This window comes from Rhodanobacter thiooxydans, assembly GCF_030291135.1.
GTDB classification, from domain to species: Bacteria; Pseudomonadota; Gammaproteobacteria; order Xanthomonadales; family Rhodanobacteraceae; genus Rhodanobacter; species Rhodanobacter thiooxydans_A.
The window spans coordinates 504,545-526,460 of record NZ_CP127409.1 but is presented as its reverse complement, the minus strand read 5'-3'; the positions used below and the strand labels follow the sequence as shown (position 1 = coordinate 526,460).

General features: G+C 68.4%; 24 protein-coding genes and 1 riboswitch. Of the genes, 12 read left to right on the top strand and 12 right to left on the bottom strand.

Going from position 1 to position 21,916, the window contains the following annotated elements:
* Positions 1 to 254: 254 nt before the first annotated feature.
* Positions 255 to 386: a hypothetical protein gene (locus QQA13_RS02260; protein ID WP_267895674.1), complete on the top strand. Its 132-nt coding sequence runs from the start codon at positions 255 to 257 to the stop codon at positions 384 to 386.
* 349 nt (positions 387 to 735) lie between these two features.
* On the opposite strand, the gene rpe is transcribed toward QQA13_RS02260, so the two are convergent.
* The 3 genes from rpe to QQA13_RS02245 form a co-directional block, all read right to left on the bottom strand.
* The gene (rpe, locus tag QQA13_RS02255; RefSeq protein ID WP_108470633.1) at positions 736 to 1,404 is read right to left on the bottom strand and encodes a ribulose-phosphate 3-epimerase; all 669 of its coding nucleotides are present in this window, start codon (positions 1,402 to 1,404) and stop codon (positions 736 to 738) included.
* A 171-nt stretch (positions 1,405 to 1,575) separates the two neighbouring features.
* Entirely contained in the window at positions 1,576 to 2,382 is an 807-nt protein-coding gene (gene djlA, locus QQA13_RS02250) for a co-chaperone DjlA (RefSeq protein WP_108470632.1), read from the bottom strand.
* Positions 2,379 to 2,687: a c-type cytochrome gene (locus QQA13_RS02245; protein WP_108470631.1), complete on the bottom strand. Its 309-nt coding sequence runs from the start codon at positions 2,685 to 2,687 to the stop codon at positions 2,379 to 2,381. Before QQA13_RS02245 ends, djlA begins: the two co-directional genes overlap by 4 nt.
* Before the next feature lie 127 nt (positions 2,688 to 2,814).
* Between QQA13_RS02245 and QQA13_RS02240 the strand changes: the two genes are divergently transcribed.
* The 3 genes from QQA13_RS02240 to QQA13_RS02230 are packed head-to-tail and all read left to right on the top strand — an operon-like array spanning position 2,815 to position 4,609.
* Positions 2,815 to 3,711 carry a phosphoribosylaminoimidazolesuccinocarboxamide synthase gene (locus tag QQA13_RS02240; protein ID WP_108470672.1) on the top strand — a complete coding sequence of 299 codons (897 nt, stop codon included), beginning with the start codon at positions 2,815 to 2,817 and terminating at the stop codon, positions 3,709 to 3,711.
* A 23-nt stretch (positions 3,712 to 3,734) separates the two neighbouring features.
* On the top strand, positions 3,735 to 4,205 hold the full coding sequence (locus QQA13_RS02235; protein WP_108470630.1) for a DUF962 domain-containing protein: 471 nt from the start codon (positions 3,735 to 3,737) through the stop codon (positions 4,203 to 4,205).
* Positions 4,202 to 4,609, top strand: a complete 408-nt coding sequence (locus tag QQA13_RS02230; RefSeq protein WP_108470629.1) for a hypothetical protein — start codon at positions 4,202 to 4,204, stop codon at positions 4,607 to 4,609. Before QQA13_RS02235 ends, QQA13_RS02230 begins: the two co-directional genes overlap by 4 nt.
* 45 nt (positions 4,610 to 4,654) lie before the next feature.
* Here the strand turns inward: QQA13_RS02230 and QQA13_RS02225 are convergent, their stop codons facing one another.
* Complete coding sequence (locus QQA13_RS02225) at positions 4,655 to 5,083, bottom strand: hypothetical protein (protein ID WP_108470628.1); 429 nt, start codon at positions 5,081 to 5,083, stop codon at positions 4,655 to 4,657.
* A gap of 155 nt (positions 5,084 to 5,238) precedes the next feature.
* Here QQA13_RS02225 and QQA13_RS02220 point away from each other — a divergent pair, with 155 nt between their 5' ends.
* Entirely contained in the window at positions 5,239 to 6,588 is a 1,350-nt protein-coding gene (locus QQA13_RS02220) for a DNA polymerase Y family protein (protein WP_108470627.1), read from the top strand.
* Positions 6,589 to 6,777: 189 nt separating this feature from the next.
* A complete protein-coding gene (locus QQA13_RS02215; RefSeq protein WP_159082156.1) occupies positions 6,778 to 7,188 on the top strand; it encodes a hypothetical protein in 411 nt (136 codons plus the stop codon).
* Between the two features lie 93 nt (positions 7,189 to 7,281).
* Here the strand turns inward: QQA13_RS02215 and QQA13_RS02210 are convergent, their stop codons facing one another.
* Positions 7,282 to 9,411 (bottom strand): beta-agarase, encoded by a 2,130-nt coding sequence (locus QQA13_RS02210; protein WP_108470671.1) that lies wholly within the window; start codon positions 9,409 to 9,411, stop codon positions 7,282 to 7,284.
* 99 nt (positions 9,412 to 9,510) lie between these two features.
* Entirely contained in the window at positions 9,511 to 10,842 is a 1,332-nt protein-coding gene (locus QQA13_RS02205) for an APC family permease (protein ID WP_108470626.1), read from the bottom strand.
* Between the two features lie 138 nt (positions 10,843 to 10,980).
* A riboswitch (S-adenosyl-L-homocysteine riboswitch) is annotated at positions 10,981 to 11,056 on the top strand.
* Between the two features lie 16 nt (positions 11,057 to 11,072).
* On the opposite strand from QQA13_RS02205, the gene QQA13_RS02200 reads away from it, so the two are divergent.
* From QQA13_RS02200 to QQA13_RS02185, 4 genes are all read left to right on the top strand, one after another.
* Positions 11,073 to 11,978, top strand: a complete 906-nt coding sequence (locus QQA13_RS02200; RefSeq protein WP_108470625.1) for an ATP-grasp domain-containing protein — start codon at positions 11,073 to 11,075, stop codon at positions 11,976 to 11,978.
* Between the two features lie 2 nt (positions 11,979 to 11,980).
* Complete coding sequence (locus QQA13_RS02195; protein ID WP_108470624.1) at positions 11,981 to 12,916, top strand: UPF0104 family protein; 936 nt, start codon at positions 11,981 to 11,983, stop codon at positions 12,914 to 12,916.
* A 103-nt stretch (positions 12,917 to 13,019) separates the two neighbouring features.
* Positions 13,020 to 14,066, top strand: coding sequence for a DNA polymerase IV (dinB, locus tag QQA13_RS02190; RefSeq protein WP_234411259.1), 1,047 nt, complete (start codon positions 13,020 to 13,022; stop codon positions 14,064 to 14,066).
* Between the two features lie 160 nt (positions 14,067 to 14,226).
* Positions 14,227 to 14,505, top strand: a complete 279-nt coding sequence (locus QQA13_RS02185; protein WP_108470622.1) for a hypothetical protein — start codon at positions 14,227 to 14,229, stop codon at positions 14,503 to 14,505.
* 98 nt (positions 14,506 to 14,603) lie between these two features.
* Here QQA13_RS02185 and QQA13_RS02180 read toward each other — a convergent pair whose 3' ends face one another.
* Both QQA13_RS02180 and QQA13_RS02175 read right to left on the bottom strand, forming a co-directional pair.
* The gene (locus QQA13_RS02180; RefSeq protein ID WP_108470621.1) at positions 14,604 to 15,233 is read right to left on the bottom strand and encodes a trimeric intracellular cation channel family protein; all 630 of its coding nucleotides are present in this window, start codon (positions 15,231 to 15,233) and stop codon (positions 14,604 to 14,606) included.
* 55 nt (positions 15,234 to 15,288) lie between these two features.
* The gene (locus QQA13_RS02175) at positions 15,289 to 15,615 is read right to left on the bottom strand and encodes a DUF6249 domain-containing protein (RefSeq protein WP_108470620.1); all 327 of its coding nucleotides are present in this window, start codon (positions 15,613 to 15,615) and stop codon (positions 15,289 to 15,291) included.
* 121 nt (positions 15,616 to 15,736) lie between these two features.
* Here QQA13_RS02175 and QQA13_RS02170 point away from each other — a divergent pair, with 121 nt between their 5' ends.
* Both QQA13_RS02170 and QQA13_RS02165 read left to right on the top strand, forming a co-directional pair.
* Complete coding sequence (locus QQA13_RS02170; protein ID WP_108470619.1) at positions 15,737 to 16,315, top strand: RNA polymerase sigma factor; 579 nt, start codon at positions 15,737 to 15,739, stop codon at positions 16,313 to 16,315.
* Positions 16,312 to 16,791: a hypothetical protein gene (locus QQA13_RS02165; protein WP_108470618.1), complete on the top strand. Its 480-nt coding sequence runs from the start codon at positions 16,312 to 16,314 to the stop codon at positions 16,789 to 16,791. Before QQA13_RS02170 ends, QQA13_RS02165 begins: the two co-directional genes overlap by 4 nt.
* Before the next feature lie 76 nt (positions 16,792 to 16,867).
* Here the strand turns inward: QQA13_RS02165 and dapB are convergent, their stop codons facing one another.
* From dapB to aceF, 4 genes are all read right to left on the bottom strand, one after another.
* Complete coding sequence (gene dapB / locus QQA13_RS02160; protein ID WP_108470617.1) at positions 16,868 to 17,668, bottom strand: 4-hydroxy-tetrahydrodipicolinate reductase; 801 nt, start codon at positions 17,666 to 17,668, stop codon at positions 16,868 to 16,870.
* Between the two features lie 126 nt (positions 17,669 to 17,794).
* Positions 17,795 to 18,442: a dihydrofolate reductase family protein gene (locus QQA13_RS02155; RefSeq protein WP_108470616.1), complete on the bottom strand. Its 648-nt coding sequence runs from the start codon at positions 18,440 to 18,442 to the stop codon at positions 17,795 to 17,797.
* 180 nt (positions 18,443 to 18,622) lie between these two features.
* Complete coding sequence (lpdA, locus tag QQA13_RS02150) at positions 18,623 to 20,440, bottom strand: dihydrolipoyl dehydrogenase (protein WP_108470670.1); 1,818 nt, start codon at positions 20,438 to 20,440, stop codon at positions 18,623 to 18,625.
* A gap of 15 nt (positions 20,441 to 20,455) precedes the next feature.
* Positions 20,456 to 21,814: a dihydrolipoyllysine-residue acetyltransferase gene (gene aceF / locus QQA13_RS02145; protein ID WP_108470669.1), complete on the bottom strand. Its 1,359-nt coding sequence runs from the start codon at positions 21,812 to 21,814 to the stop codon at positions 20,456 to 20,458.
* Positions 21,815 to 21,916 lie beyond the last annotated feature (102 nt).

Sequence of the window (21,916 nt, the reverse complement as noted above, 5' to 3'; positions counted from 1 at the left end):
CGCAAGCCATGTGCTGCACTTGCCCGCGTTTCGCCACATGCCGGCAGCCGCGCGGCCCGATTGTGCCGGCGCCAACGCCCACGCCGGCGGTTTGATGTGCATCAAGCCACCTGCAGGAAGTCCACCCATGCCGCAGATCGAATCCCCCGAACGCGATCCCAACGCCGAACTGCACGGTTTCGAGCCGCTGCGCGTGATGCTGGCATGGGGCGCCCTGCTGCTCGGCGTACTACTCAGCCTGTGAGGTGAACGCCATGTTCAAGTCCTGTTTCGACCCGTCCTTGTTCGATCCCTTCTCCGTGGAAGATGGCGGTGCATCCGGCGCGAAGGGAATCGTGCCGGATGCGGGGCAAGAGCAGGTCGATCCCGACTGGCAACCCCTGTAGCCGTTCCACGACCCGCATTCCGTCCCCCATGGTGGTTCCTTGTCCCCTCCCCGCGAGGGGATTTTTTTGACCCCGCACGGGACAGGACTGCGGCCTCAGCCGTTCAGAAATCTCCCGGGAACCAAACCCGATCACCCCGGTCAGTATTACTGATTGGTACCGTTCCTCTTGCCGTGGAACGTGCCGGCACGACGGTTCCCCCTCCCTGTGAAGCAGTCGTGCCGGCACACCAATCAATGGTGTTTCCTCTCACGTCTCCGACGACGTTTATCCCGACGCAGTCGCTCACTGCGTCGGGATTTTTATGCGCGCGATTCGACAACCGCACGCTGCAAGGCGGCGGGAATGCTCAAGCGATCGCCTGACGCATGGCGGCGATCTCGGCGCGGTAATCCGGCGCGTGGAAGATCGCCGAGCCGGCCACGAAGGTGTCGGCGCCGGCCGCGGCGATCGCGCCGATGTTCTGCGCGGTGACGCCGCCGTCGATCTCCAGCCGGATCGCACGGCCACTGGCGTCGATGCGCGCCCGCGCCTGGCGCAGTTTCTCCAGCGCGCCGGGAATGAACTTCTGCCCGCCGAAACCCGGGTTCACCGACATGATCAAGATCAGGTCGAGCTTGTCCATCACGTAGTCGAGGTAATCCAGCGGCGTGGCCGGGTTGAACACCAGCCCGGCCTGGCAACCGGATTCCCTGATCAGGCCCAGCGTGCGATCGATGTGTTCGCTGGCCTCCGGATGGAAGCTGATCAGGCTGGCGCCGGCCTTGGCGAAGTCCGGCACGATGCGGTCGACCGGCTTGACCATCAGGTGCACGTCGATCGGCGCGGTGATGCCGTACTTGCGCAGCGACTGCAGCACCATCGGGCCGATCGTGAGGTTCGGCACGTAATGGTTGTCCATCACGTCGAAATGCACCCAGTCGGCGCCGGCGGCGAGCGCAGCGGCGGTGTCCTCGCCGAGTCGGGCGAAATCAGCGGCGAGGATGGACGGGGCGATGATCGGAGATTGCTTGGACATGGCGATGACCAGGATGAGGACGTTTGCAAGTCTGCCACGACGTTGCCGCCGGGCTCCTCCCCCTGCGCAGCAGGGGGAGGCTGGGAGGAGGGGGTGCGCTCTTGACTCGAAGATCAAGAGCAACCCCTCCTCGGCCCTCCCCTGCCTTGCAGGGGAGGGAGAATATTCCGCCTATTTGAAGCCGCGTTGTTCCTTGATCCGGTCGTACGCCGCATTGATCTCGCTGGCGCGCGCTTCGGCACGCTTGCGCATGTCGTCGGGCAGGTCGCCGAGGCGGTCGGGGTGGTGTTCGGAGATCAGCTTGCGATAGGCGCGCTTCACCGCGCGGTCGTCGGCGTTGCGGTCGATGCCGAGTACTGCGTACGGGTCCGGCCCCTGCGGCGCGCGCTGCGGCGGCACGTAGCCACCGCCGGTGCCGTAAGCGTGACCGCGCGAACCGCCGGGGCCGGCGTTCCACGCGTAGCCCTTCATCGCCATCAGCGCCATCAGTTCCATGTCGCTGATGCGCAGCGCGAACGCCAGCTGGCGCAGGATCGACATCTTCTCCGGCGGCGGGTTGCCCTCGGCCAGCACGGTCTCGATCACCACGTCGAGCACCGGGAACGCGTGGTCGCGACGCAGGCCGACCCAGTTGCGCAACGCGGTGATGGTCTGGGTGACGTCGAACTCCGGCTGCTTGCCGACGTTGAAGCTGACCACCGCCTGCTTGCGCTGCTCGGCACCCAGGTTCATCCGCGTCATCAGGCGCTCGGCGACCGCGATCTCCTGCTCCGACACGCGGCCATCGGACTTCGCCACCGCACCGAGCAGGGTGAACAGCGGGCCGACGAAGCCGCCGGCTTCCGGCGTGGCGTGCTTGCGCTGGCTGTAGCGCATGTTGTCGAAGACGAAGCCCAGCACCGCGCCGGTGATGGCGCCGGGCAGGTGGCCGATGAGCAGGCCGAAGAAGGCGAACCACAGCGTGTAGGTGTAGCTCATGGATTCCCCTGGGGCGGCTGCGCGCTGTACCAGCGCGCCAGCGCGTCGAGTTCGGCGTCGCTGACCGGGCCGATCGCGGCGCGCATCACCGGGATGTTGCGGCGGCCGTCGCGGTATTGCTTCAGCGCGTCGCGCAGGTAGTCCAGCCGCTGGCCGGCCAGGTGCGGCACGCCAGGCATGCCGGCGTGGCCGCTGGCGCCGTGGCAGGCCGCACACAGGCCCAGCCGGGTCGGCGGCGTCGGAGTCTGTGCACGGAGCGGGAGGGCGGCGAGCAGGCACAGCGCCGCGGTCAATAAGGTTCGCATCGGCAACCAATGGGGGCCACAGGCCGCCAATTCTAGCAGCGCCCCCGGATTCCCCAGGGTGGCGTTCCCGGCGCCGCGGCCGCAGCGGCTAGAATGGGCGCTTCCCCGCCACGTGGAACCCGCCGCCGTGCCCACCACCCTGCCGCAATCGAACCTGCCCGGCCTTGAGCTGATCCACCGCGGCAAGGTGCGCGATGTCTACGCGTTGTCCGACGATCGGCTGCTGATGGTCGCCACCGACCGGCTGTCGGCGTTCGATGTGGTGATGCCGAACCCGATCCCCGGCAAGGGCGAGATGCTCACCCAGATCTCCAACTTCTGGTTCGGCAAGACCGCGCACCTGGTACCGAACCACCTGCTCGACGTGCCGCTGGCCGAGGTGCTGCCGCCCGGCACCGACCTCAAGCTGTACGAGAAGCGCGCCGTGGTGACGCGGCGGCTGAAGCCGGTGCCGGTGGAAGCGATCGCCCGCGGCTACCTGATCGGTTCCGGCTGGAAGGATTACCAAGCCACCGGCTCGCTGTGCGGCATCGCGCTGCCCGCCGGCCTCAAGCAGGCGCAGCAGTTGCCCGCGCCGATCTTCACGCCGTCGACCAAGGCCGCGGTGGGCGACCACGACCAGAACGTCAACTTCGATGCGGTGGTGGACGCGGTCGGCGCCGACCTGGCCAACCAAGTGCGCGACGCCACCCTGGCGATCTACCGCTGGGCCGCCGCCTATGCGGCCGAGCGCGGCATCATCATCGCCGACACAAAATTCGAGTTCGGCACCGATGCGGACGGCAAGCTGTACGTGATGGACGAGATGCTGACCCCGGACTCCTCGCGCTTCTGGCCGGCTGACGAATACCGCGTGGGCATCAGCCCGCCCAGCTACGACAAGCAGTTCGTGCGCGACTGGCTGGAGACGCAGCACTGGAACAAGACCGCGCCCGGTCCGGTGATCCCGGACGAGGTGATCGCACGCACCGCCGCCAAGTACGCCGAGGCGCTGCAGCGGCTGGCCGGTATCCGGCTCGACTGAAGGTTCCATCGGGGGGAACGCTCATGCGCACCATGCAGGACTGGCTCGACAGTTACAGCGGCGACCATCAAAACCCGACCAACCAGATGTTCCACTGGTTCTGCGTGCCGCCGATCGTGTGGTCGGTGATCGCGCTGCTGTGGGCGATCCCGGTGCCGGTAAGCCAGCTGCGCCCGGGTTCCTGGGCGGTGCTGGTGATGGTGCTGGCGTTCTACTGGTACTGGAAGCGCTCGCACCGGCTGGCGGTCGGACTGCTGATCGTGTTTGCGCTGCTCGGCCTGCTCACCAACTTCCTGTATGGGCAGCTCGGCGCCGCGCAGCTGTGCTGGCTCGCGGTCGGCGTGTTCGTGGTCGCCTGGATCGGCCAGTTCATCGGGCACAAGTTCGAGGGGCGCAAGCCGAGTTTCCTCACCGATCTTTCCTACCTGCTGATCGGCCCGGCCTGGCTGATGGCCAAGCTGCTGCGCAAACTGGGATTCAAGCAAGTCACATGACCACCCTGCTTACCGTGATCAGCAGCCTGCTCTGGTGGGTGCTGTACAGCAGCATGGCTGCGCTGGTGTTCGCCCTGCTCGGCTGGTCCGTATTGCGCTGGGCCGAGCGTTGCGCGGTGGTGTTCAACCGCATCTACCTCGCCTGCCTGCTGTGGACCCTGATCGGCCTGCTGCTGGTGGTCGGCGTGGCCGCGTACGAAGGCCACCTGCATCCGCCCTATGGCGCGCTGCTGAGCTCCGGCCTGCTGCGCTGGATGCTGGTGCTGGACATGCTGATCGGCAGCGTGCTGCTGTGGCGGCTGGTGCCGCGCATCGACGCCCGCCGCATCCGCCCCGGCAGCGCCTGCATGGCGGTGGCGGTGATCATGGCGATCAGCTTCGGCGTCGCCACCAGCCTGGCCTGAGATCCACGAAGACGCGCGGGGCGGTTTGCCCGCCCCGCGCACAACTCACGCGTGCGCCAGCATGCTGCCGAAGAACACCAGCATGATGCCGAAGATGATCACCCCCAGCACGATGCCGATCACGCTGTAGACCAGCTGCACCATGCACGCCTTGCCATAGCCGATCTGGCTGCCGTTCTGCGCCAGCAGCAGGTAGTTCACCACGGCGGCGCCGACCAGGAACTGCACCACCAGCGACAGCAACCCGCCCGTGCTGCCGTGCGAGACCATGCCCACCACCACCATCGCAATGGCCACCGCAATCCAGGTCAGCACCAGCGCGCCGATTGCGCGCAGGTAGGACGGCATGTAGCCGACCACCAGCCGGAACGCCACGCTCAGCATCAGCGCCGCCAGCAGGATGCCCACCACGATCATCACCAGCATCGCGAACAGGCCCATGCCAGCCAGCGCGGCCAACATCGAAGTACCCATACAACCCCCTGGTCAATGGAAGGAAACCGCCCGGACGGCACCCCGCGCCATCCGCTCTCCCCGGCGGTTGCGCCAGCCTAACCGATGGCCGTGCCGGCGTCTCCCGCAGCGAGATCCGCCTGCGCTATACCATCGGGCCGCTTGAGAGATGTGCCATGAACCTGCGCAGCCTGTTCGTCGACTTCAACAGCTACTTCGCCTCGGTCGAGCAGCACGAGGAACCGAGCCTGCGCGGGCGCCCGGTCGGCGTGGCGCCAGTGGCCGCCGAAACCACCAGCCTGATCGCCGCCAGCTATGAAGCGAAGGCATGTGGCGTCGGCACCGGCACGCTGGTGCGCGACGCACGGCGGCTGTGCCCCGGCATCGCCATCCGCGTGGCACGGCCGGAGCGCTATGTGCACTGGCACCACCAGCTGATGCAGGCGATCGACCACGCGATACCGATCGGCCACGTCGGCTCGATCGACGAGGTCGCCTGCGAACTGGTCGGCCGCCAGCGCCGGCGCGAGGTCGCCGAGGCGATCGCGCAGCAGGTGAAGGACGAGATCGCGTTGGCCGCGCCCGGCGGCGCGATCCGCTGCTCGATCGGCATCGCGCCGAACGACTTCCTGGCCAAGACCGCCTCGGACATGCGGAAACCCGACGGCCTCACCGTGATCGAATTGGCCGACCTGCCACACGCGCTGCACGAGTTGAAGCTGCGCGACCTGTGCGGCATCGGCCCGTCGATGGAAATGCGCCTGCTCGAAGCCGGCATCACCAGCGTGGCCCAGCTCACCGCCGCCTCGAAGCTGGTGCTGCGCCGCGCCTGGGGTGGCATCGAAGGCGAACGCATGTGGGGCCTGCTGCGCGGCGCATGGCTGCCCGTCGCACCCACCGCACGCGGCTCGATCGGCCACTCGCACGTGCTCGGCCCGGAACTGCGCCACGCCGCCGGCACCCGCGCGGTGCTGAAGAAACTGCTGGTGAAGGCGGCCATGCGCCTGCGCCGCGAGGAGATGCTCGGCGGCGCTCTGGCCGTGCGCATCCGCTTCATCGGCCACGACCAGCGCTGGGAACGCGACCTCGCGTTCGACCCCACCGACGACAGCCGCGAGTTGCTGCGCCTGCTCAGCGGCATGCTCGACAGCGGCGACCGCCGCCGCCCGCTACCCGGCCCCGCCAATGCCACCCCGCTGTCGGTCAGCGTGACCCTGATGCGCCTGGTGCCGCGCACGCAAAGCAGCGGCTCGCTGTTCGCGCCGACCACGCCACAACGCGATGTCGATGCGGTGATCGACCGCATCAACACGAAGTTCGGCCTCAACAAGGTCTACTTCGGCGGCATGCAGGACGCACTGGCGCACGACGCCGCGCCGATGCGCATCCCCTTCAACCGCGTACCCGATGCCGGCAGCGAACACGAAGCCGAACACAACGCGCTGTGGCTGCAGTCACTGAACCGGTTCAAGGCGATGGCCGAGGGGGAGCATCGGCGGCGCGAGCGCGACGAGAGGAATGCCTGATTCACATCCCCCCAGACTTGGGAATTCCATGGCGCGTTACCCAGCGTGGTGTGAATCGCCGCGCGGTTTTCTCAGGTAACCAGAACCGGTACAGGTTTAATTACCTCCGTCCGCTTTGATTTCATCACCTCACCCCATCGCTCGTCCCGTGACAAAATCGCTTCAGATCAGTGCTCGGAGAAGTCTGCAATGTGGATCTGGATTGCCGTAGCCGCCGTCGCACTTGTGTTTCTTTGCGTGAAATTTCCGGATGCCATGCTCGGAGCAAATCGCCATAACAAAAAGACGACGGGGTTGCGTTCATACGCTGACGGCTACAACCAGCAGATCGTGGGCGAGTCGAACTATCAGACAGCACTTCGATCCATCGTCGGCCCTGGTGAGGTCCGGCATGGGTGCCGTGCTGTAGTCGCGCCCGAAGATGACAACGAATACGATCCGAAGGCAGTGAGTGTGTCGATCGGTAATATGAAAGTTGGCTACCTGTCTCGCGCAAGAGCCAGAAAATGGCGCGCGCACAACTCCGGCAATCAAGCATGCGATGCCGTGATCGTAGGCGGTGGTAAAGGTAGAGATTTGGGCGTCTGGCTACGCATGTAAACCGTATTGCATCGCCTGACTATCGGAGTTGGGGCGAAGGGTAACGCAGATAAATCATATGCACTTACCTCGCACGCACGTCATGGGACGCACTCAATGAGGTCTTCCGCTATCTAGGCGCCGGTTCGCTGCGCGCACCGCCTCCACAAACCCACCAAACGGAATATCGGTGATCCCCACCAGTCCGAAATGGCTGTTCTCGCCGTCGAGCACGCGGCCAGTGACGGGCTGGTCGGCGTAGTCGAACCAGTGCGCGCCGACGATGTTCGGATCGCTCGCTGCCGCGGCAACGAACTTCGCGTAGGCCTCGCCGCGCTGTTGCTCGTTCCAGACGGCCTCCGGTCCCGCACCGAACGGGCCGCGATCGGTGGAGCCGAACGAAAATTCGCCGATCAGCACGGGCTTGTTGAGCGCATGCAGCGCGGCGAGGTCAAGGCCGTGCTGCGGCAGGTCGGCGTAGACGTTGAAGCTGAGCACGTCGCAGTACACGGCGCAGGCAGCGACAGCCTCGGGCGTGCGCACCGCGAAGCGGCCGCCGAGGAACAGGTGGTGCGGGTCGTGGCGGCGGATCGCTTCGGCCACGGTGCGGAAGTAGGTGTCGGCGTAGCGGCGCAGCCACGTGCTGTAGTCGCGCGCGATCGCCGGATGTGCCTCGTTCGGCGCGGGCGCGGCGAAGCCGGTGGCGTCGAGCGCATCCCATGAGGCGAGCGCGATGCCCCACGCCGCGGCCAGCGTTTCCGGCGTGACGTACTGCTTGCGCAGCATCGCGATGAAGGCTCGCTTGGCCGGGCTGTTCGCCTCGCCGGCCAACGTGCCCAGCGCCAGGCCCCAACGGCCTTGCGGGCCGCTGCCGGCCCAGGCCAGCTCGTTGTCGGCGAAGTAGCCGAGCAGCCACGGATCGTCGCGCACGCCGGCGCTGGCCTTGATCACCGCCCGCTCGGCGGCCTGCACGAAGCGCGGGTCGAACGGGTCGGGCATGCGACCCCAGTAGTCGTAGCCACTCGAAACGCTGGCATAGTCGCCACCGATGTCGATCGAGCGGGTGTACGGCAAGCGGTGCGCCTGCCCCAGCGCGTCGTCGCTCCAGTTGCCGAGAGTGTTGAAGCCCCACGCTGGCAGCCGTTGCAGCGCGCGCGTGCGCCAGGCCGCCAGCCAGTCCTTGCCGTCGACGCGATACAGGTTGGCCGCGTAGAAATCGAACCAGCGGCCGTGGTGGTAGCCGATGCCGCGGCTGGCGCCCTGCTCCGGGTTGCGGTTGTCGTCATGGCCGTAGAACGCCGCCCATTCGCCGCGGTCCGGCGGCAGGTCGCGGAACATGGACTCGCGGCCCTCGACATAGCTGCGCCCGCCGTCGGTGACCACCGCGTTGACGCCGAGCGAGAAGAACGCATGGCCGTCGGGCGTCACCAGGTGCCAGCGGCCATCCCGCTTCTGCGTGTGGAACCAGCCGGTCTTGTGCAGACCCTGGACGTCCAGACGTCCGCCGTACGCATCCAGCCCGGCGCGCTGCAGCGCGGCCGGCTTCGCCTGCACTGCCGCACGCAGCGCGGCATCGGAACCGATCTTCTCCGGCCAGCGGCCGCGGGTGTATTGCCCGTAGCAGTCGACGATGCCGGCGTACGCGTCACGCAGGGTAGCCACGCCCGGCATCACGTCGACGCGGCCGAGCAGCAAGGTCTGCGCCGCTTGCGGCGCGGGCATGCCGAGCCGGATCGCACCGACCTTGCGCAGGTCCAGCGTGCCCTGCACGGTGGTTGCCAGCAGAGTCGGCTGGCCGCGGTCGTCGAACGGCATCGGTGGCCCCACCTGCATGCCTTCGCCGCGCGGCGAGGTCGCCTGCAGCGGAACCACCAGCGTCTGCGCCGGCCCGGCCGGCACACCGACCGTCGCCTGCAGGCGCTGGTCCGCCGCGCCGTCGATCTCCACCATCAGCGTCACCGCCCACGGCATCGCGTTCTGCACGCGCAGGCGAAGTTCGCCCTGGCCCGACCAGTCCCATGCGCCGCTCGCCGGCGCGATCACGAGCTGCGGCTGCGCCGCCGGCTGGAACGCATAGCGCTGCTGCGCCACGCCGTCGCCGGCGCGTTCGGTACCGCCGATGCGCTGCACGTGGTCGAGGCTGATGCGAACCCTGGCATCGCTGGCCGCCAGGTCAACCACGCCCGCAGCGTGGCAGGTACCGAGACCGCACAGGCCAAGCCAGATCCATGCAAGACGTTTCATCATCGGCCCTCGCACTTTGTAGGGCGGGCACCGCCCGCCGCTCTTGCATCACGAAGCCGGAAGCCGGCGGGCAGTGCCCGCCCTATGGAGCGTAATGCCTCAACCCGGCTGACGGCGCGCCCAGCGCTGCCAGCCGTAGTACACCGGCACGCCCAGCGCGATGATCGCCAGACTCATGCCGGCGTCGCTCGGCGCGTGGATCGCGCTGGCCACGATCACGCCGAACACGGTGATCACGAAGACCAGCGGCAGCAGCGGGTAGAACGGCACCCGGTACGGCGCCGGATCGTCGATGAAGTGCTTGCGGTACCAGAACAGCGTGCCGATGCCGAACACGTGGCCCAGCCACTCGCCGACCGTGGTGTAGTTGAGCAGCTGGTTGAAGCTGCCCGACAGGGTCAGCACCACCGCCCAGGCGCCGAGCAGGGCCAGCGCGATCTGCGGCGCGCGCGTGCGCGCATCGACGCGGCCCGCGGCGCGGAAGAACACGCCGTCTGCGCCCATCGTCTGCAGCACGCGCGCGCCGCCGGCGATCGCGATGCTGCAGTAGCCGAAGGTGGAACAGGCGATGCCCACCGCGATCACGGTGGCGCCGTGTGCACCGAACAGCCGGCGCATCAGGTCCGCCGCCGGTGCCTGGCTGGCGGCGAGGCCGGCGTGACCCAAGCCCGCCAGGTAGGCGAAGTTGGCCAGCAGGTAGCAGAGCACCACGCCGGCCATGCCCAGGCCCAGCGCGCGCGGCAACGTGCGCTGCGGGTCGCGCACTTCGCCGGCGAGGTCATTGAGGTAGTGGAAGCCGCCGTAGGTGAACAGCACAGGCAGCAAGGCGCCGACGAACGACCATGGCGACGCCGGGTGGCTGGCCTCCGCCACCGGCGCCAGACCGAGGTGGCCGTGCGCCAGCACCAGCCCGGCGACCACCAGCAGCGCGATCGCCGCCAGCTTCAGCACCGTGAACACGTTCTGCATCCACGCGCCGGCACGGATGCCGAACAGGTTCACGCCGACGATGAACACGATCGCGCCCACCGCCGCCGGCTTCACGTACAGCTGCGGCAGGCCGACCGCCGTGCAGAAATATTCGGCGAACATGGTGGCCACCGCGGCGACGCTGCCCGGGTAGTTGATCAGCGCCATGGTCCAGCCGAACAGGAATGCCGGCAGCAGCCCGAACGCCTCGCGCAGGTAGACGTAGATGCCGCCCGCCTGCGGCCGCCGCGCGCCCAGCTCGGCGTAGCACAGCACGCCGGCCAGGGTCAGCAGGCCGCCGATCGCCCACAGCACCAGCACCTCCGTGCCCGACGACGTGTTGCGCGCCACCGTGGCCGGGGTGAGGAAGATGCCTGCCCCGATCACGCCACCGATGACGATCATCGCGGCGTCCCAGGTGTTCAGGCGGCGGGCATAGGCATTGGCGGGTTCGGTCAGCATCCGGCTACCTTGCCATTGTCGACGCCGGTTCGACCAGTCCCGTACGACATGCGGCCGTGCCGGCCGGCAAATTGACAAGCGCCGGCCGCGCCGGAAGACTGTGCCGGTTGGTGACGCAGCGACGCGCGCTGCGCCATCGCCGCCGAGGGGTGCTGCAGCGGGCCATGCCCGCCACGCTCGGCTGGCGACTCCAGTGCAAGGGCGCCCTTTCCACTCCTGGAGGTGTCGCCATGTCCACGCACGCTGTTCCTCGCCGGCTCGCCGTCGCCACCTCCGCCGACCATCCCTCGATCCAGCCTGACGACGCACACCTGGCCGCTACGCTGCAGCGGCTGGATATCCAGCCGGTGGTCTGCGTGTGGAACGACCCGGCGGTGGACTGGTCGGCATTCGACGCGGTGCTGATCCGCACCATCTGGGACTACTTCAAGCACCACGCGGCGTTCCTGCATTGGCTGGACCGGCTCGATGCGCTGGGCGTCCCCACCATCAACGACAGCGCGCTGTTGCGCTGGAACAGCGACAAGCGCTACCTGCTCGAACTCGCGCAGCATGGCGTGGCGATCATCCCCACCCGGCTGGCCAGTGCCGCCGCGCTGCCCGGCGTGCTGGCGGCGATGGCGGGGCAGCCGGTGGTGATCAAGCCCAGCGTCAGCGGCAGCGCGTGGCACACGCTGCGCGGCACGGCCGGCGACGCGGCGTTCGCCGATGCCGTGGCGCAACTGCCGCGCGGCCACGACTACCTGGTACAGCCGTTCGTGCCGGAGATCGTCAGCGACGGCGAATGGTCGCTGCTGTATTTCGCCGGTACGTTCAGCCATGCGGTGATCAAGCGCCCGGCCGCCGGCGACTACCGCGTGCAGGGCGAGTACGGCGGCAGCGCCGAGCCGGCGCAACCCGATGCCGCGATCCTGGCCGCGGCCAACCGCGCACTGGCGGCGGTGGCCGCGATCGGCCATGGCGACCACGCCTACGTGCGCGTCGACGGCGTGGTCAGCGGCGGGCGTTTCCTGGTGATGGAGCTGGAGCTGATCGAACCGTTCCTGCACCTGGCCGCACACCCGGCCGCCGCCGAGCGACTGGCACGGGACGTGGCCGCCCGGCTGTCGTCGGCCGCGCTGGCGGAAGCGCGCTGAGCATGGCGGACCCGCACGCTCCCGCCGGTTCGCCCGTACGCTGGCTGCGCCTGCTGTCGTGGTCGAGTTCGCTGGCGGCGTTTGCCCTGGCGCTGTGGCTGCTGCATCGCTACGTCACCCACCTCAGCTGGCACGACGTGGCAGCGGCCTGGTCGCAGTTGCCGGGTTGGCGCATCGCGTGTTCGGCCGGGGCGGCGCTGCTCAGCCTGACGATGCTGGCGATGTTCGACGTGCTGGCCGCGCGCACCGTGGTGGGCGACCGCATCCCGGCGAAGCTGGCCGCGTTCGCCGGCGCGGTCACCCAGGGCATCTCGAACACGCTGGGTTTCCACGCGATCACCGGCACCGCGCTGCGCTACCGCATCTACGCCACCGCCGGGCTGGGTGCCGGCGACATCGCGCGCATCGTGGCGCTGGCCGGGTTCGGTGTGGGGCTGGGTTTCGCGGTGGTGATCACCGGCGCGCTGTGCTGGCAACCCGCGATCACGCAGGGCTGGGGCCGCTGGCCGGGCGTGGCGCTACTGCTGTTGCTGGCCGCGCTGCTCGCCTGGCTGGCACGCCCGCGCGTGCTCGCGCTGGGGCGATTGACGCTGGCGCTGCCCAGCGCACGCATCGCCGCCGCGCAGATGCTGGTCGGCGGCGTGGAGATGCTGGCCGCGCTCGGCGCGCTGTATGTGCTGCTGCCGGCGGCGAGCGCGCCGCCGTTCGTGGATTTCCTGCCGATCTACGTGGCCGCCGTGCTGGCCGGCATCGTCAGCCATGCGCCGGGCGGGCTGGGCGTGTTCGAGACGATCATGCTGGCGTCGTTTCCGCCCGAGGCGCGCGCCGACCTGCTCGCCGCGATCCTGTGCTACCGGCTGACTTACACCGCACTGCCGTTCGTGCTGGCCAGCGCCGCGCTGGCGGTGTTCGAGTGGCGCGGGCGTCGACGTCGCTGAACCTTGGTTCGGCGCGACGCGTGCCGCTCGCTAGAATGGCCCGGTCCCCACTGGTCCGGCCACGCGCTTGTCCTCCGCCCCACGCAAGATTCTCCACGTCGACATGGACGCGTTCTACGCGTCGGTGGAGCAACGCGACGACCCGTCGCTGCGCGGCAAGCCGGTGGCGGTGGCCTGGCGCGGCGCACGTTCGGTGGTGTGCGCGGCCAGCTACGAGGCGCGCGTGTTCGGCGTGCGCTCGGCGATGCCGGCGATCCGTGCCGAGCGGCTATGTCCGCAGCTGATCTTCGTGCCGCCGGATTTCCTGCGCTACAAGGCGGTGTCACGGCAGATCCGCGAAATCTTCGCGCGGCACACCGAGCTGATCGAGCCGCTGTCGCTGGACGAGGCCTACCTCGACGTCACCCACACGCTGAGCGGCCTGCCCTCGGCCACCGCTGTCGCCGAGGCGATCCGCGCGGCGATCCGCGAGGAAACGCAGCTGACCGCATCGGCCGGCGTGGCGCCGAACAAGTTCCTGGCCAAGATCGCCTCGGATTTCCGCAAGCCCGACGGCCTGTTCGTGGTGCGCCCGCTGCAGGTCGAGGCGTTCCTCACCCCGCTGCCGGTCGGCCGCCTGCCCGGCGTGGGCAAGGTGATGGAAGCGAAACTGGCGGTGCTCGGCATCGGCACCGTGGGCGAACTGCGCGCATTCGCACAGGCGGAACTGGAGCAGCGTTTCGGTCGTTGGGGCCGGCGCCTGCACGAACTGGCACACGGCATCGACGAGCACCCGGTGCAGCCGGAGCGCCCCACCCTGCAGATCTCCGCCGAAGACACCTTCGAGCACGACCTGCTGCTGGAGGAGCTCGAACCACACATCCGCCGGCTCGCCGACAAGGCGTGGGCCGGCTATCAGCACGAACATGCCCGCGTCGCGCGCACCGTGGTGCTGAAACTGAAGACCGCGGACTTCCATACCCTCACCCGCAGCCTCACGCCGGTACTGCGCCCGCAATCCGCCAGCGAGCTGGCCGACATCGCCTGCGCGTTGCGCGAACGAATCGAACGCCCCGCCGACAGCCGCTACCGCCTGGTCGGCGTGGGCCTGGCCGGATTCGTCGACCGCGACAGCTACCAGGCGCAGGCAGACCTGTTCGGCGCGGGCTGACGCCATCTGCGGACGAGTGGCGCGACGCCGGCACGCCGCCCGCGTGACGCGGTTCTCACGCAATTTCCTGCGCATATCTGCCGTTCATTCTGCCGTCCTTGCACAGCCCTATCGTGATTTCACCATGCGCCGCATGGTCCAACCCAACCGAGGTTACGCCATGACCAAGACCATCACCGCCGCCCTGATCGCCGCTGCCTTCGCCCTGCCGCTGTCGTACGCCCTGGCGGCACCGCAGCATGGCGGTGGCCACACCCCGCCGAGCCCGCCGTCGGCGTCGATGAACCACGACTCGCACGGCGACGCCGTGTCCACCGCCGCAAACGAGGCGAAGGCGGACGACACCAACGTCGGCAAGGCCGTCAGCCCGGTCGCCAACGACAAGAACAAGGGCAAGCACACAGCCAAGGGCCACACCAAGCACCATCATCACCACTGAGCGTCCCGTGTCATGAAGGGGCCGGATCGTGCGATCCGGCCCCTTCGTTTGTGCAGGCGTCGTGCGAACGTGCGCAAGCTCACGCCATCGGGCAGGCGTCAGCTGTCGGCGCGGCCGAGGCCGAAGCGCGGCAGGTTCCAGTGGAGGTACAGCGACAGGACGCGCAACGCGAAGCACAGCAGGATCGGCAACCAGGTCGCCCACAGCACGGGCCAGTGCAGGTGTTCGCCGACCACCGCCAGCGCGGCACCGGCCAGTGCGGCCAGGGCGTAGATCTCCTTCTGCAGCACCACCGACACGCGCGCCAGCAACACGTCGCGCGCCACGCCGCCGCCGATCGCGGTGATCATGCCGAGCAGGATCGCCACTTCAGCGTTGTGGCCGAACAGCAGCGCCTTGTGCGCACCGTACACCGCAAACAGGCCCAGCCCCATCGCGTCGAACAGACGCACCGGGTAGGTCAGCCGCTCCACCCACCGGTACGCCACGATCGTGAGCAAAGCGGCGACCATCGCGGTGAACAGGTAACGCCAGTCGGAGAGGCCCGCCGGCGGGACCGCGCCGATGCACAGGTCGCGCGCGATGCCGCCGCCGCAGGCGGTGATGTAGGCGACCGCCAGGATACCGAACAGGTCGAGATTGCAGCGCCGTGCCGCGGTCGCGCCGCTGATCGCGAACGCGAACGTGCCAGCCAGGTCCACCAGGTTGAACAGCAGTTGTTCGTTCATGCGGTCGGCTCACTTCATGGCGTGCCGACATGGCGGCGGTATCCCGCCGGTGAATCTAGCCGATCCGCCGCGAGATCGCGAAGAACGCCAGGTTGCCCAGGCCCGTCGCGCCGGCCAGCACGGCGATCATGCCCGGGGTGACTTCCTGCCAGCCGTACCACTGGATCAGCCCGAAACCGGCCGCCAGCGCCACCAGCACGATGCCCCAGCGCAGCGAGGAATGGCGCCGGCGCTGCTCCTCGTCGCGCAGCAGCGAGTTCACCAGCTCCTCCGAGCCGCCCGCGTTGACCATGTGCCGGCGCACCATGGCGTCGACGCAGACCTTGATCGAATAGGCGATGCAGACAAACAGGCTGATCGGGATCAATTCGCCGAAATTCATGGTTCTCTCCTGGTGAGTGGATCTGGTGATGGTGGCTGTCGGAAAGTTAGATACAGCCACCGCCGCGCCGGTTGCAGCCGTCCACTTGCAACCGTCCACCGTCTGCGCGTATCCCTTGCTCATGGATGACATCCGCAGCAGCCCCGACCGCGAACTGGTCGACGCCGTGCTGGCCAACCGGCCGGGCGCGTTCGAACGGCTCGTGCGCGAGTACCAGGGACTCTGCTGGCACATCATCCAGCGCATGGTGCGCAACCCCGAGGACGCACGCGAGCTGTGCCAGGACACCTTCCTGCGCGTGCACCAATGCCTGCACCAGTACCGTTACGAGAGCGCGCTGAAATCGTGGATCGGCCGCGTGGCCTACACCATCGCCTTGCGCCACCTGCAGCACAAGCGCATCCCGCTCATCGACAACGGTAGTGACGATGACTACGCCCTGGTGGAAAACGTCGGCGACGACTTCGACCTGGAAGCCGCCTGCGCCGACGAGGAAACCGCGCGGCACCTGCACGCGGCGATCGAGCAGCTGCCACCGTTGCAACGCACGCTGCTGACCCTGTACTACCTCGAAGAAACCGGCATCCCGGAGATCGCGCGAATCACCGGACTGGCCAGCGGCACCATCAAGAGCCACTTGTTCCGCTCACGCCTGCGCCTGCGCGGCGCGCTCGAAGCGCGGACCGGAGTTGCAGCATGAACCAGCATATCGACGATCCCATCCCCCCTTTCGACGACCCGGCCCACGAGCGCGAATGGCTGGTGCAGGAACGCGCGATGCGGCGCGAACGCCTGCAGCTCGACCCCGCCGGCGACGACGCGCGCGGCCGGCGCTACCGGCTGCTCGCACGCGCCTTGCGTGAACCGTTGCCGGATGCCTTGCCGGCGGACTTCGCGCAGCAGCTGGCCAGGTGCGTCGCCGCTGTTCCGACCCGGCGGGCGGCCTCCGGCACCGCGTTCGAATTCGCGCTGACCTTGGCGCTGGCTGCCGCCCTGGCCGTCGCCGCGGGCGTCGTGGTGGCGATGTACGGCAGTGCCTGGCTGCCGTCGTTCGTCACGATCCTGCCGACCCCGCATGCACCGACCACTCGCTGGCTGCTGGCGCTGGCCGGCTGCCTCGGCGCGTCGTGGCTGCTGGGGCAATGGCAACGGCACGCTCAAGAACGGGCGAACTGAGTCAGCAGTCGCCTGCGCACAAGACGTGGGCGCTGCCACGGCCACGAGCACTCCTGCAGTCGTGTGGCAGGGTGCCCTACAGCTCCAGCACCGCATCCAGCCCGCGGTGCAGGCCGACCAGGCCCGACACCTTGCGGATCGCCAGCAACGCACCATCCACATAGGGCTTCGCACTGCTGCCGGCATTGTGGCGGATCGTCAGCGTCTGGTCGGGCATGCCGAAGATCGCCTCGGCGCCGATCACGAAACCCGGCAGGCGCAGCGCGTGCACCTGGCTGCCGGCCAGCGTGCCGCCGCGCGTCTCGCGCAGGCCGCGGGTTTCCTCCAGCGGCACCTCCAGCTGCGGCTGGCGCACCTTGCCCATGCGCGTGGCCAGTTCGCGCACGGTGCCGCTGGGCGCATCCGGCTTGCCCGCGCTGGCGTAGTCGATCAGCTCCCACTGCGGGATCAGCTTGGCCGCCATCTCGGCGAACTTGATCAGCAGCACCGCGGTGAGCGCGAAGTTGCCGCAAGCCAGCACGCCACGCTGCCGCTCGCGTGCCCGCGCATCGATCTCGGCGTAATCCGCATCGGTGAGGCCCGAGGTGCCGATCACCACATGCGCGCCGTGTCCCAGCGCAGCGAGGACGTTCGCCTTGGCGCTGCCCGGATGGGTGTACTCGACGAACACGTCGCAGGGCCGTGCCAGCGCCTCGGCGGCGCTGGCAAAGACCGGCGCGGCAAGCTCCGGTTCGCCCAGCACTTCGCCCAGTGACCGCCCTGCCTGCCGGCGCGAGACCGCGGCGACCAGCGCGAGGTCGTCGGCCGCGGCAATCCCTCGCGCCAGTTCGGACCCGGCCCAACCGGTGGCACCGGCGAGACATACTTTCAATGGCATATCGACCTCGTCCTGATGGGGATGTTCCAGCGCCGGCAATGAGTCGACACTATCGCCAGTTCCGATCGTTCGCCACGGCCAGACGCTCGATCCCCACGACGGCGCACGGCCAGCAGGGCCGACAGGTCACGCCCGCCTGCTCAGGAACACATGGGTGGCACGTTCGCCCGCGACGTGTCCCGTGCATTCGTAGCCGAGAGCAGGCAGATCGAGGCCGTTCAGCAGATGTTCCCCGGAGCCGAGCAGGACCGGCCGCATGGCGAGATGCAGTTCGTCGACCAGGCCCGCGCGCAGATACTGCCGGATGGTGGATACGCCGCCGCCCAGGCGGACATCGCGGCCACCCGCGGCAGCGGTCGCCTGCTCCAGCACGGCGTGGATACCTTCGGTGACGAAGCGGAACTCGGTGCCTCCCGCCATCCTGAGCGGTGCGCGCGGATGGTGCGTCAGCACGAAGACGGGGGTGTGGTACGGCGGCTCGTCGCCCCACCAGCCCTTCCAGCCGTCGTCCGGCCACGGACCGCGGACCGGTCCGAACATGTTGCGCCCGAGAATCCAGGCGCCGATGCCGGCGAAGCCCTGCTCCACCATGCCGTTGTCGACGCCCTTCTCACCCTCGTCGCCGCCGTGCATCTTCGACCATGCGCGGGTGTGGAAGATCCACTCCATCAGCGCGGGGCCGCCGAGGCCGAGCGGATGCTGGAGATCCTGGTCCGGTCCGGCGCCATAGCCATCGATGGAAAGGGCAAAGCTCGCGACGCGAAGTTTCGACATGAGATGCCTCGCTGTCTGGTCAATGCGCCCGCCAACCTGCGAGCGATGTCGCCATGATCGACGTTCAGGAGGAGCCGGACAATAGCCGCCTCGGATCGAACACGGACGCGGGCGGGTCCTTCCCGAAACCCGCCCACAAAAAAGCCCGGATCGCTCCGGGCTTTTTCCCTGTAACTCGGATCACTTCTTCTTCGGCAGGTACAGGTCGGTGATGGTGCCTTCGTAGACTTCCGCCGCCATGCCGACCGACTCGCCCAGGGTCGGATGCGGATGAATGGTGAGCGCGATGTCGGCCGCCTCGCCGCCCATCTCGATCGCCAACGCCAGTTCGGAGATCAGGTCGCCGGCGTGCACGCCGACGATGCCGGCGCCGACGATGCGGTGGGTGTCCTCGTCGAAGATCAGCTTGGTGAAACCCTCGGTGCGGTCGATACCGATCGCGCGACCCGACGCCGCCCACGGGAACTTGCCCACGCCGACCTTCAGGCCCTTCTCCTTCGCCTCGCGCTCGGTCACGCCGACCCAGGCGATTTCCGGATCGGTGTAGGCGACAGACGGGATCACACGCGCGTCGAAGTGGCTCTTCTGTCCGGCCACTGCCTGCGCCGCGACATGCGCCTCGTGGGTGGCCTTGTGCGCCAGCATGGGCTGGCCGACCAGGTCGCCGATGGCGTAGATGTGCGGCACGTTGGTGCGCATCTGCGTGTCGACGTTGATGAAGCCGCGCTCGGTCACCGCCACGCCGGCCTTGTCCGCGCCGATCTTGCCGCCGTTCGGCGAGCGGCCCACCGCAACCAGCACGCGGTCGAACAGCGTGGTCTCGGGGATGCTGTCGCCTTCATAGCCGACCTCGATACCCTTCTTGGTGGCCTTGGCGCTGACCACCTTGGTCTTCAGGTGCACGCCCTTGAGCTTGCCGCCCAGGCGCTTGGCCAGCGGCTTGATCAGGTCGGCGTCCGCGCCCGGAATCAGCTGGTCCATGAATTCCACCACGGTCACCGCGCTGCCCAGCGCCGAATACACCGTGGCCATCTCCAGGCCGATGATGCCGCCGCCGACGACCAGCAGGTTCTTCGGCACATCCTTCAGTTCCAGCGCGCCGGTGGAGTCCACCACGCGCTCGTCGTCCCACGGGAACGCCGGCAGCTTCACCGACTGCGAACCGGCGGCGATGATCGCGTGCTCGAAGCGGATCAGCTTCGTACCTTCGGCCGTCTGGACTTCCATTTCGTGCGGCGACACGAACGCACCACTGCCTTCGACCGTGCGCACCTTGCGCGCCTTGGCCATGCCGGCAAGGCCGCCGGTGAGCTGGCCGACCACCTTGCTCTTGAAGCTGCGCAGCTTGTCGATGTCGATTTTCGGTGCGCCGAACGTGACGCCGTGCGCGCCCATCGCCGCAGCCTCGTCGATCACTGCGGCGGCATGCAGCAGCGCCTTGGATGGGATGCAGCCCACGTTGAGGCAGACGCCGCCGAGGCTGGCATAGCGCTCCACCAGCACGGTGTCGACGCCGAGGTCGGCGGCGCGGAACGCGGCGCTGTAGCCGCCGGGGCCGGAGCCGAGCACGACCAGCTTGCATTCGATGTCGGCCTTGCGGCCGGTGCCGGCCGCCGCCTGCGGTGCCACGTCACTCCCTCCCCTGCTGGCAGGGGAGGGTTGGGGAGGGGTGGCCGCCGGAACGGCGGCCGTCGTCGGTACAGCGGCCTTGGGCGCTTCCGGCTCCGCGGCTTCCGCCGGTGCCGCAGCAGCCTCACCAGTAACCTCCAGCACCGCAATCACCGCCCCCTCGGAAACTTCGTCGCCGACCTTCAGCTTCAACTCCCTGATCACGCCGGCGGCGCTGGAGGGAATCTCCATGGTTGCCTTGTCCGACTCCAGCGTGACCAGGCCCTGTTCCTTCGCCACCGTATCGCCGACTTTCACCAGCACCTCGATCACCGGCACGTTGTCGTGGCCGCCGATGTCGGGAACCTTGATCTCGATCGTGTTCGCCATCGTCATCGCCTCCGGTCAGAGCAGCAGCCGGCGGATGTCGCCGAGCTGGTTGGCGAGGAAGCTGGCGAAGCGCGCGGCGAGCGCGCCGTCGATCACCCGGTGGTCGTACGACAGCGACAGCGGCAGGATCAGCCGCGGCGCGAATTCCTTGCCGTTCCACACCGGCTTGATCACCGACTTGGAGACGCCCAGGATGGCCACTTCCGGTGCGTTGACGATCGGCGTGAAGTAGGTGCCGCCGATGCCGCCGAGCGAGCTGATCGAGAAGCAGCCGCCGGACATCTCCGCCGGGCCGAGCTTCTTGTCGCGCGCCTTCTTGGAGATCTCGGCCAGGTCGCGGGCCAGGTCGAGCAGGCCCTTCTTGTCGCAATCGCGGATCACCGGCACCACCAGGCCGTCGGGCGTATCCACCGCGATGCCGATGTGGAAGTACTTCTTCAGAATCAGCTTCTCGCCCGACTCGTCCAGCGAGGCGTTGAACTGCGGGAACTGCTTCAGCGCGGCGACCACGGCCTTGATCTGGAACACCAGCGGCGAAACTTTCAGGTCCTTGTTTTCCTCGCCGAGCTTCTTGCGGAACGCCTCCATCTCGGTGATGTCGGCGTCCTCGTGCTGGGTGACGTGCGGGATCATCGCCCAGTTGCGCGCCAGGTTCGCGCCGGAGATCTTCTGGATGCGCGACAGCGGTTTCTCCTCGATCTCGCCGAACTTGGCGAAGTCGACCTTCGGCCACGGCAGCAGGTTCAGGCCGCCCACCGAGGCGCTGGCGCCAGCCACCGGACGCGCGCCGGAAGCGAGCGCGTGCTTGACGTAGGCGCTGACGTCCTCGCGCTGGATGCGGCCGCCGCGGCCGCTGCCCTTCACCTGCTGGATGTCCACGCCGAGCTCGCGCGCGAAGGCGCGGATCGCCGGGCTGGCGTACGGCGCGTCGCCGGGCATCACGATGCTGGCATCCATCGGCGGGCGCGCCTGCGGCGACACGTCGCCCTCGGGCGCGTGGCCCGGCTGCGCGCCTTGGCCGGCGCTCGGCGCGGGCTTGGCTGCGGCGGATGCCGGTGCCGGTGCGGAAGCTGCTGGGACCGGAGCTGGGGCCGGAGCTGCGGCGGGCCTGGTGGCGACCGCTTCGGCGGCTGCGCCATCGGCCTCGATGACCGCGATCACCGCGCCCTCGGACACCTCGTCGCCCACCTTCAGCTTCATTTCCTTCACCGTGCCGGCGAACGGCGAAGGCACTTCCATCGTCGCCTTGTCCGATTCCAGCGTGATCAGGCTCTGTTCCTTCTCCACCCGGTCGCCGGCCTTGACCAGCACTTCGATGACGGGAACGTCCGCGTGGCCGATATCGGGAACGCGGGCTTCTTTGAGGTCGGCCATGGTGACTCCTGCGGCGATGGCGTGCCGCTCGGGGATGGCGGCCGCATACAAGAGTTCAATCATAACGAAGGCAGGGCCGATCCGTACGCCCGGATCGTGGGG

Bases quoted from the DNA above. Each gene is read 5' to 3' on its own strand.
- QQA13_RS02260 (WP_267895674.1), top strand. From the start codon at position 255: ATGTTCAAGTCCTGTTTCGACCCGTCCTTGTTCGATCCCTTCTCCGTG.
- rpe (WP_108470633.1), bottom strand. From the start codon at position 1,404: ATGTCCAAGCAATCTCCGATCATCGCCCCGTCCATCCTCGCCGCTGAT.
- djlA (WP_108470632.1), bottom strand. From the start codon at position 2,382: ATGAGCTACACCTACACGCTGTGGTTCGCCTTCTTCGGCCTGCTCATC.
- QQA13_RS02245 (WP_108470631.1), bottom strand. From the start codon at position 2,687: ATGCGAACCTTATTGACCGCGGCGCTGTGCCTGCTCGCCGCCCTCCCG.
- QQA13_RS02235 (WP_108470630.1), top strand. From the start codon at position 3,735: ATGCGCACCATGCAGGACTGGCTCGACAGTTACAGCGGCGACCATCAA.
- QQA13_RS02230 (WP_108470629.1), top strand. From the start codon at position 4,202: ATGACCACCCTGCTTACCGTGATCAGCAGCCTGCTCTGGTGGGTGCTG.
- QQA13_RS02225 (WP_108470628.1), bottom strand. From the start codon at position 5,083: ATGGGTACTTCGATGTTGGCCGCGCTGGCTGGCATGGGCCTGTTCGCG.
- QQA13_RS02220 (WP_108470627.1), top strand. From the start codon at position 5,239: ATGAACCTGCGCAGCCTGTTCGTCGACTTCAACAGCTACTTCGCCTCG.
- QQA13_RS02215 (WP_159082156.1), top strand. From the start codon at position 6,778: ATGTGGATCTGGATTGCCGTAGCCGCCGTCGCACTTGTGTTTCTTTGC.
- QQA13_RS02210 (WP_108470671.1), bottom strand. From the start codon at position 9,411: ATGAAACGTCTTGCATGGATCTGGCTTGGCCTGTGCGGTCTCGGTACC.
- QQA13_RS02205 (WP_108470626.1), bottom strand. From the start codon at position 10,842: ATGCTGACCGAACCCGCCAATGCCTATGCCCGCCGCCTGAACACCTGG.
- QQA13_RS02200 (WP_108470625.1), top strand. From the start codon at position 11,073: ATGTCCACGCACGCTGTTCCTCGCCGGCTCGCCGTCGCCACCTCCGCC.
- QQA13_RS02195 (WP_108470624.1), top strand. From the start codon at position 11,981: ATGGCGGACCCGCACGCTCCCGCCGGTTCGCCCGTACGCTGGCTGCGC.
- dinB (WP_234411259.1), top strand. From the start codon at position 13,020: ATGGACGCGTTCTACGCGTCGGTGGAGCAACGCGACGACCCGTCGCTG.
- QQA13_RS02185 (WP_108470622.1), top strand. From the start codon at position 14,227: ATGACCAAGACCATCACCGCCGCCCTGATCGCCGCTGCCTTCGCCCTG.
- QQA13_RS02180 (WP_108470621.1), bottom strand. From the start codon at position 15,233: ATGAACGAACAACTGCTGTTCAACCTGGTGGACCTGGCTGGCACGTTC.
- QQA13_RS02175 (WP_108470620.1), bottom strand. From the start codon at position 15,615: ATGAATTTCGGCGAATTGATCCCGATCAGCCTGTTTGTCTGCATCGCC.
- QQA13_RS02170 (WP_108470619.1), top strand. From the start codon at position 15,737: ATGGATGACATCCGCAGCAGCCCCGACCGCGAACTGGTCGACGCCGTG.
- QQA13_RS02165 (WP_108470618.1), top strand. From the start codon at position 16,312: ATGAACCAGCATATCGACGATCCCATCCCCCCTTTCGACGACCCGGCC.
- dapB (WP_108470617.1), bottom strand. From the start codon at position 17,668: ATGCCATTGAAAGTATGTCTCGCCGGTGCCACCGGTTGGGCCGGGTCC.
- QQA13_RS02155 (WP_108470616.1), bottom strand. From the start codon at position 18,442: ATGTCGAAACTTCGCGTCGCGAGCTTTGCCCTTTCCATCGATGGCTAT.
- lpdA (WP_108470670.1), bottom strand. From the start codon at position 20,440: ATGGCGAACACGATCGAGATCAAGGTTCCCGACATCGGCGGCCACGAC.
- aceF (WP_108470669.1), bottom strand. From the start codon at position 21,814: ATGGCCGACCTCAAAGAAGCCCGCGTTCCCGATATCGGCCACGCGGAC.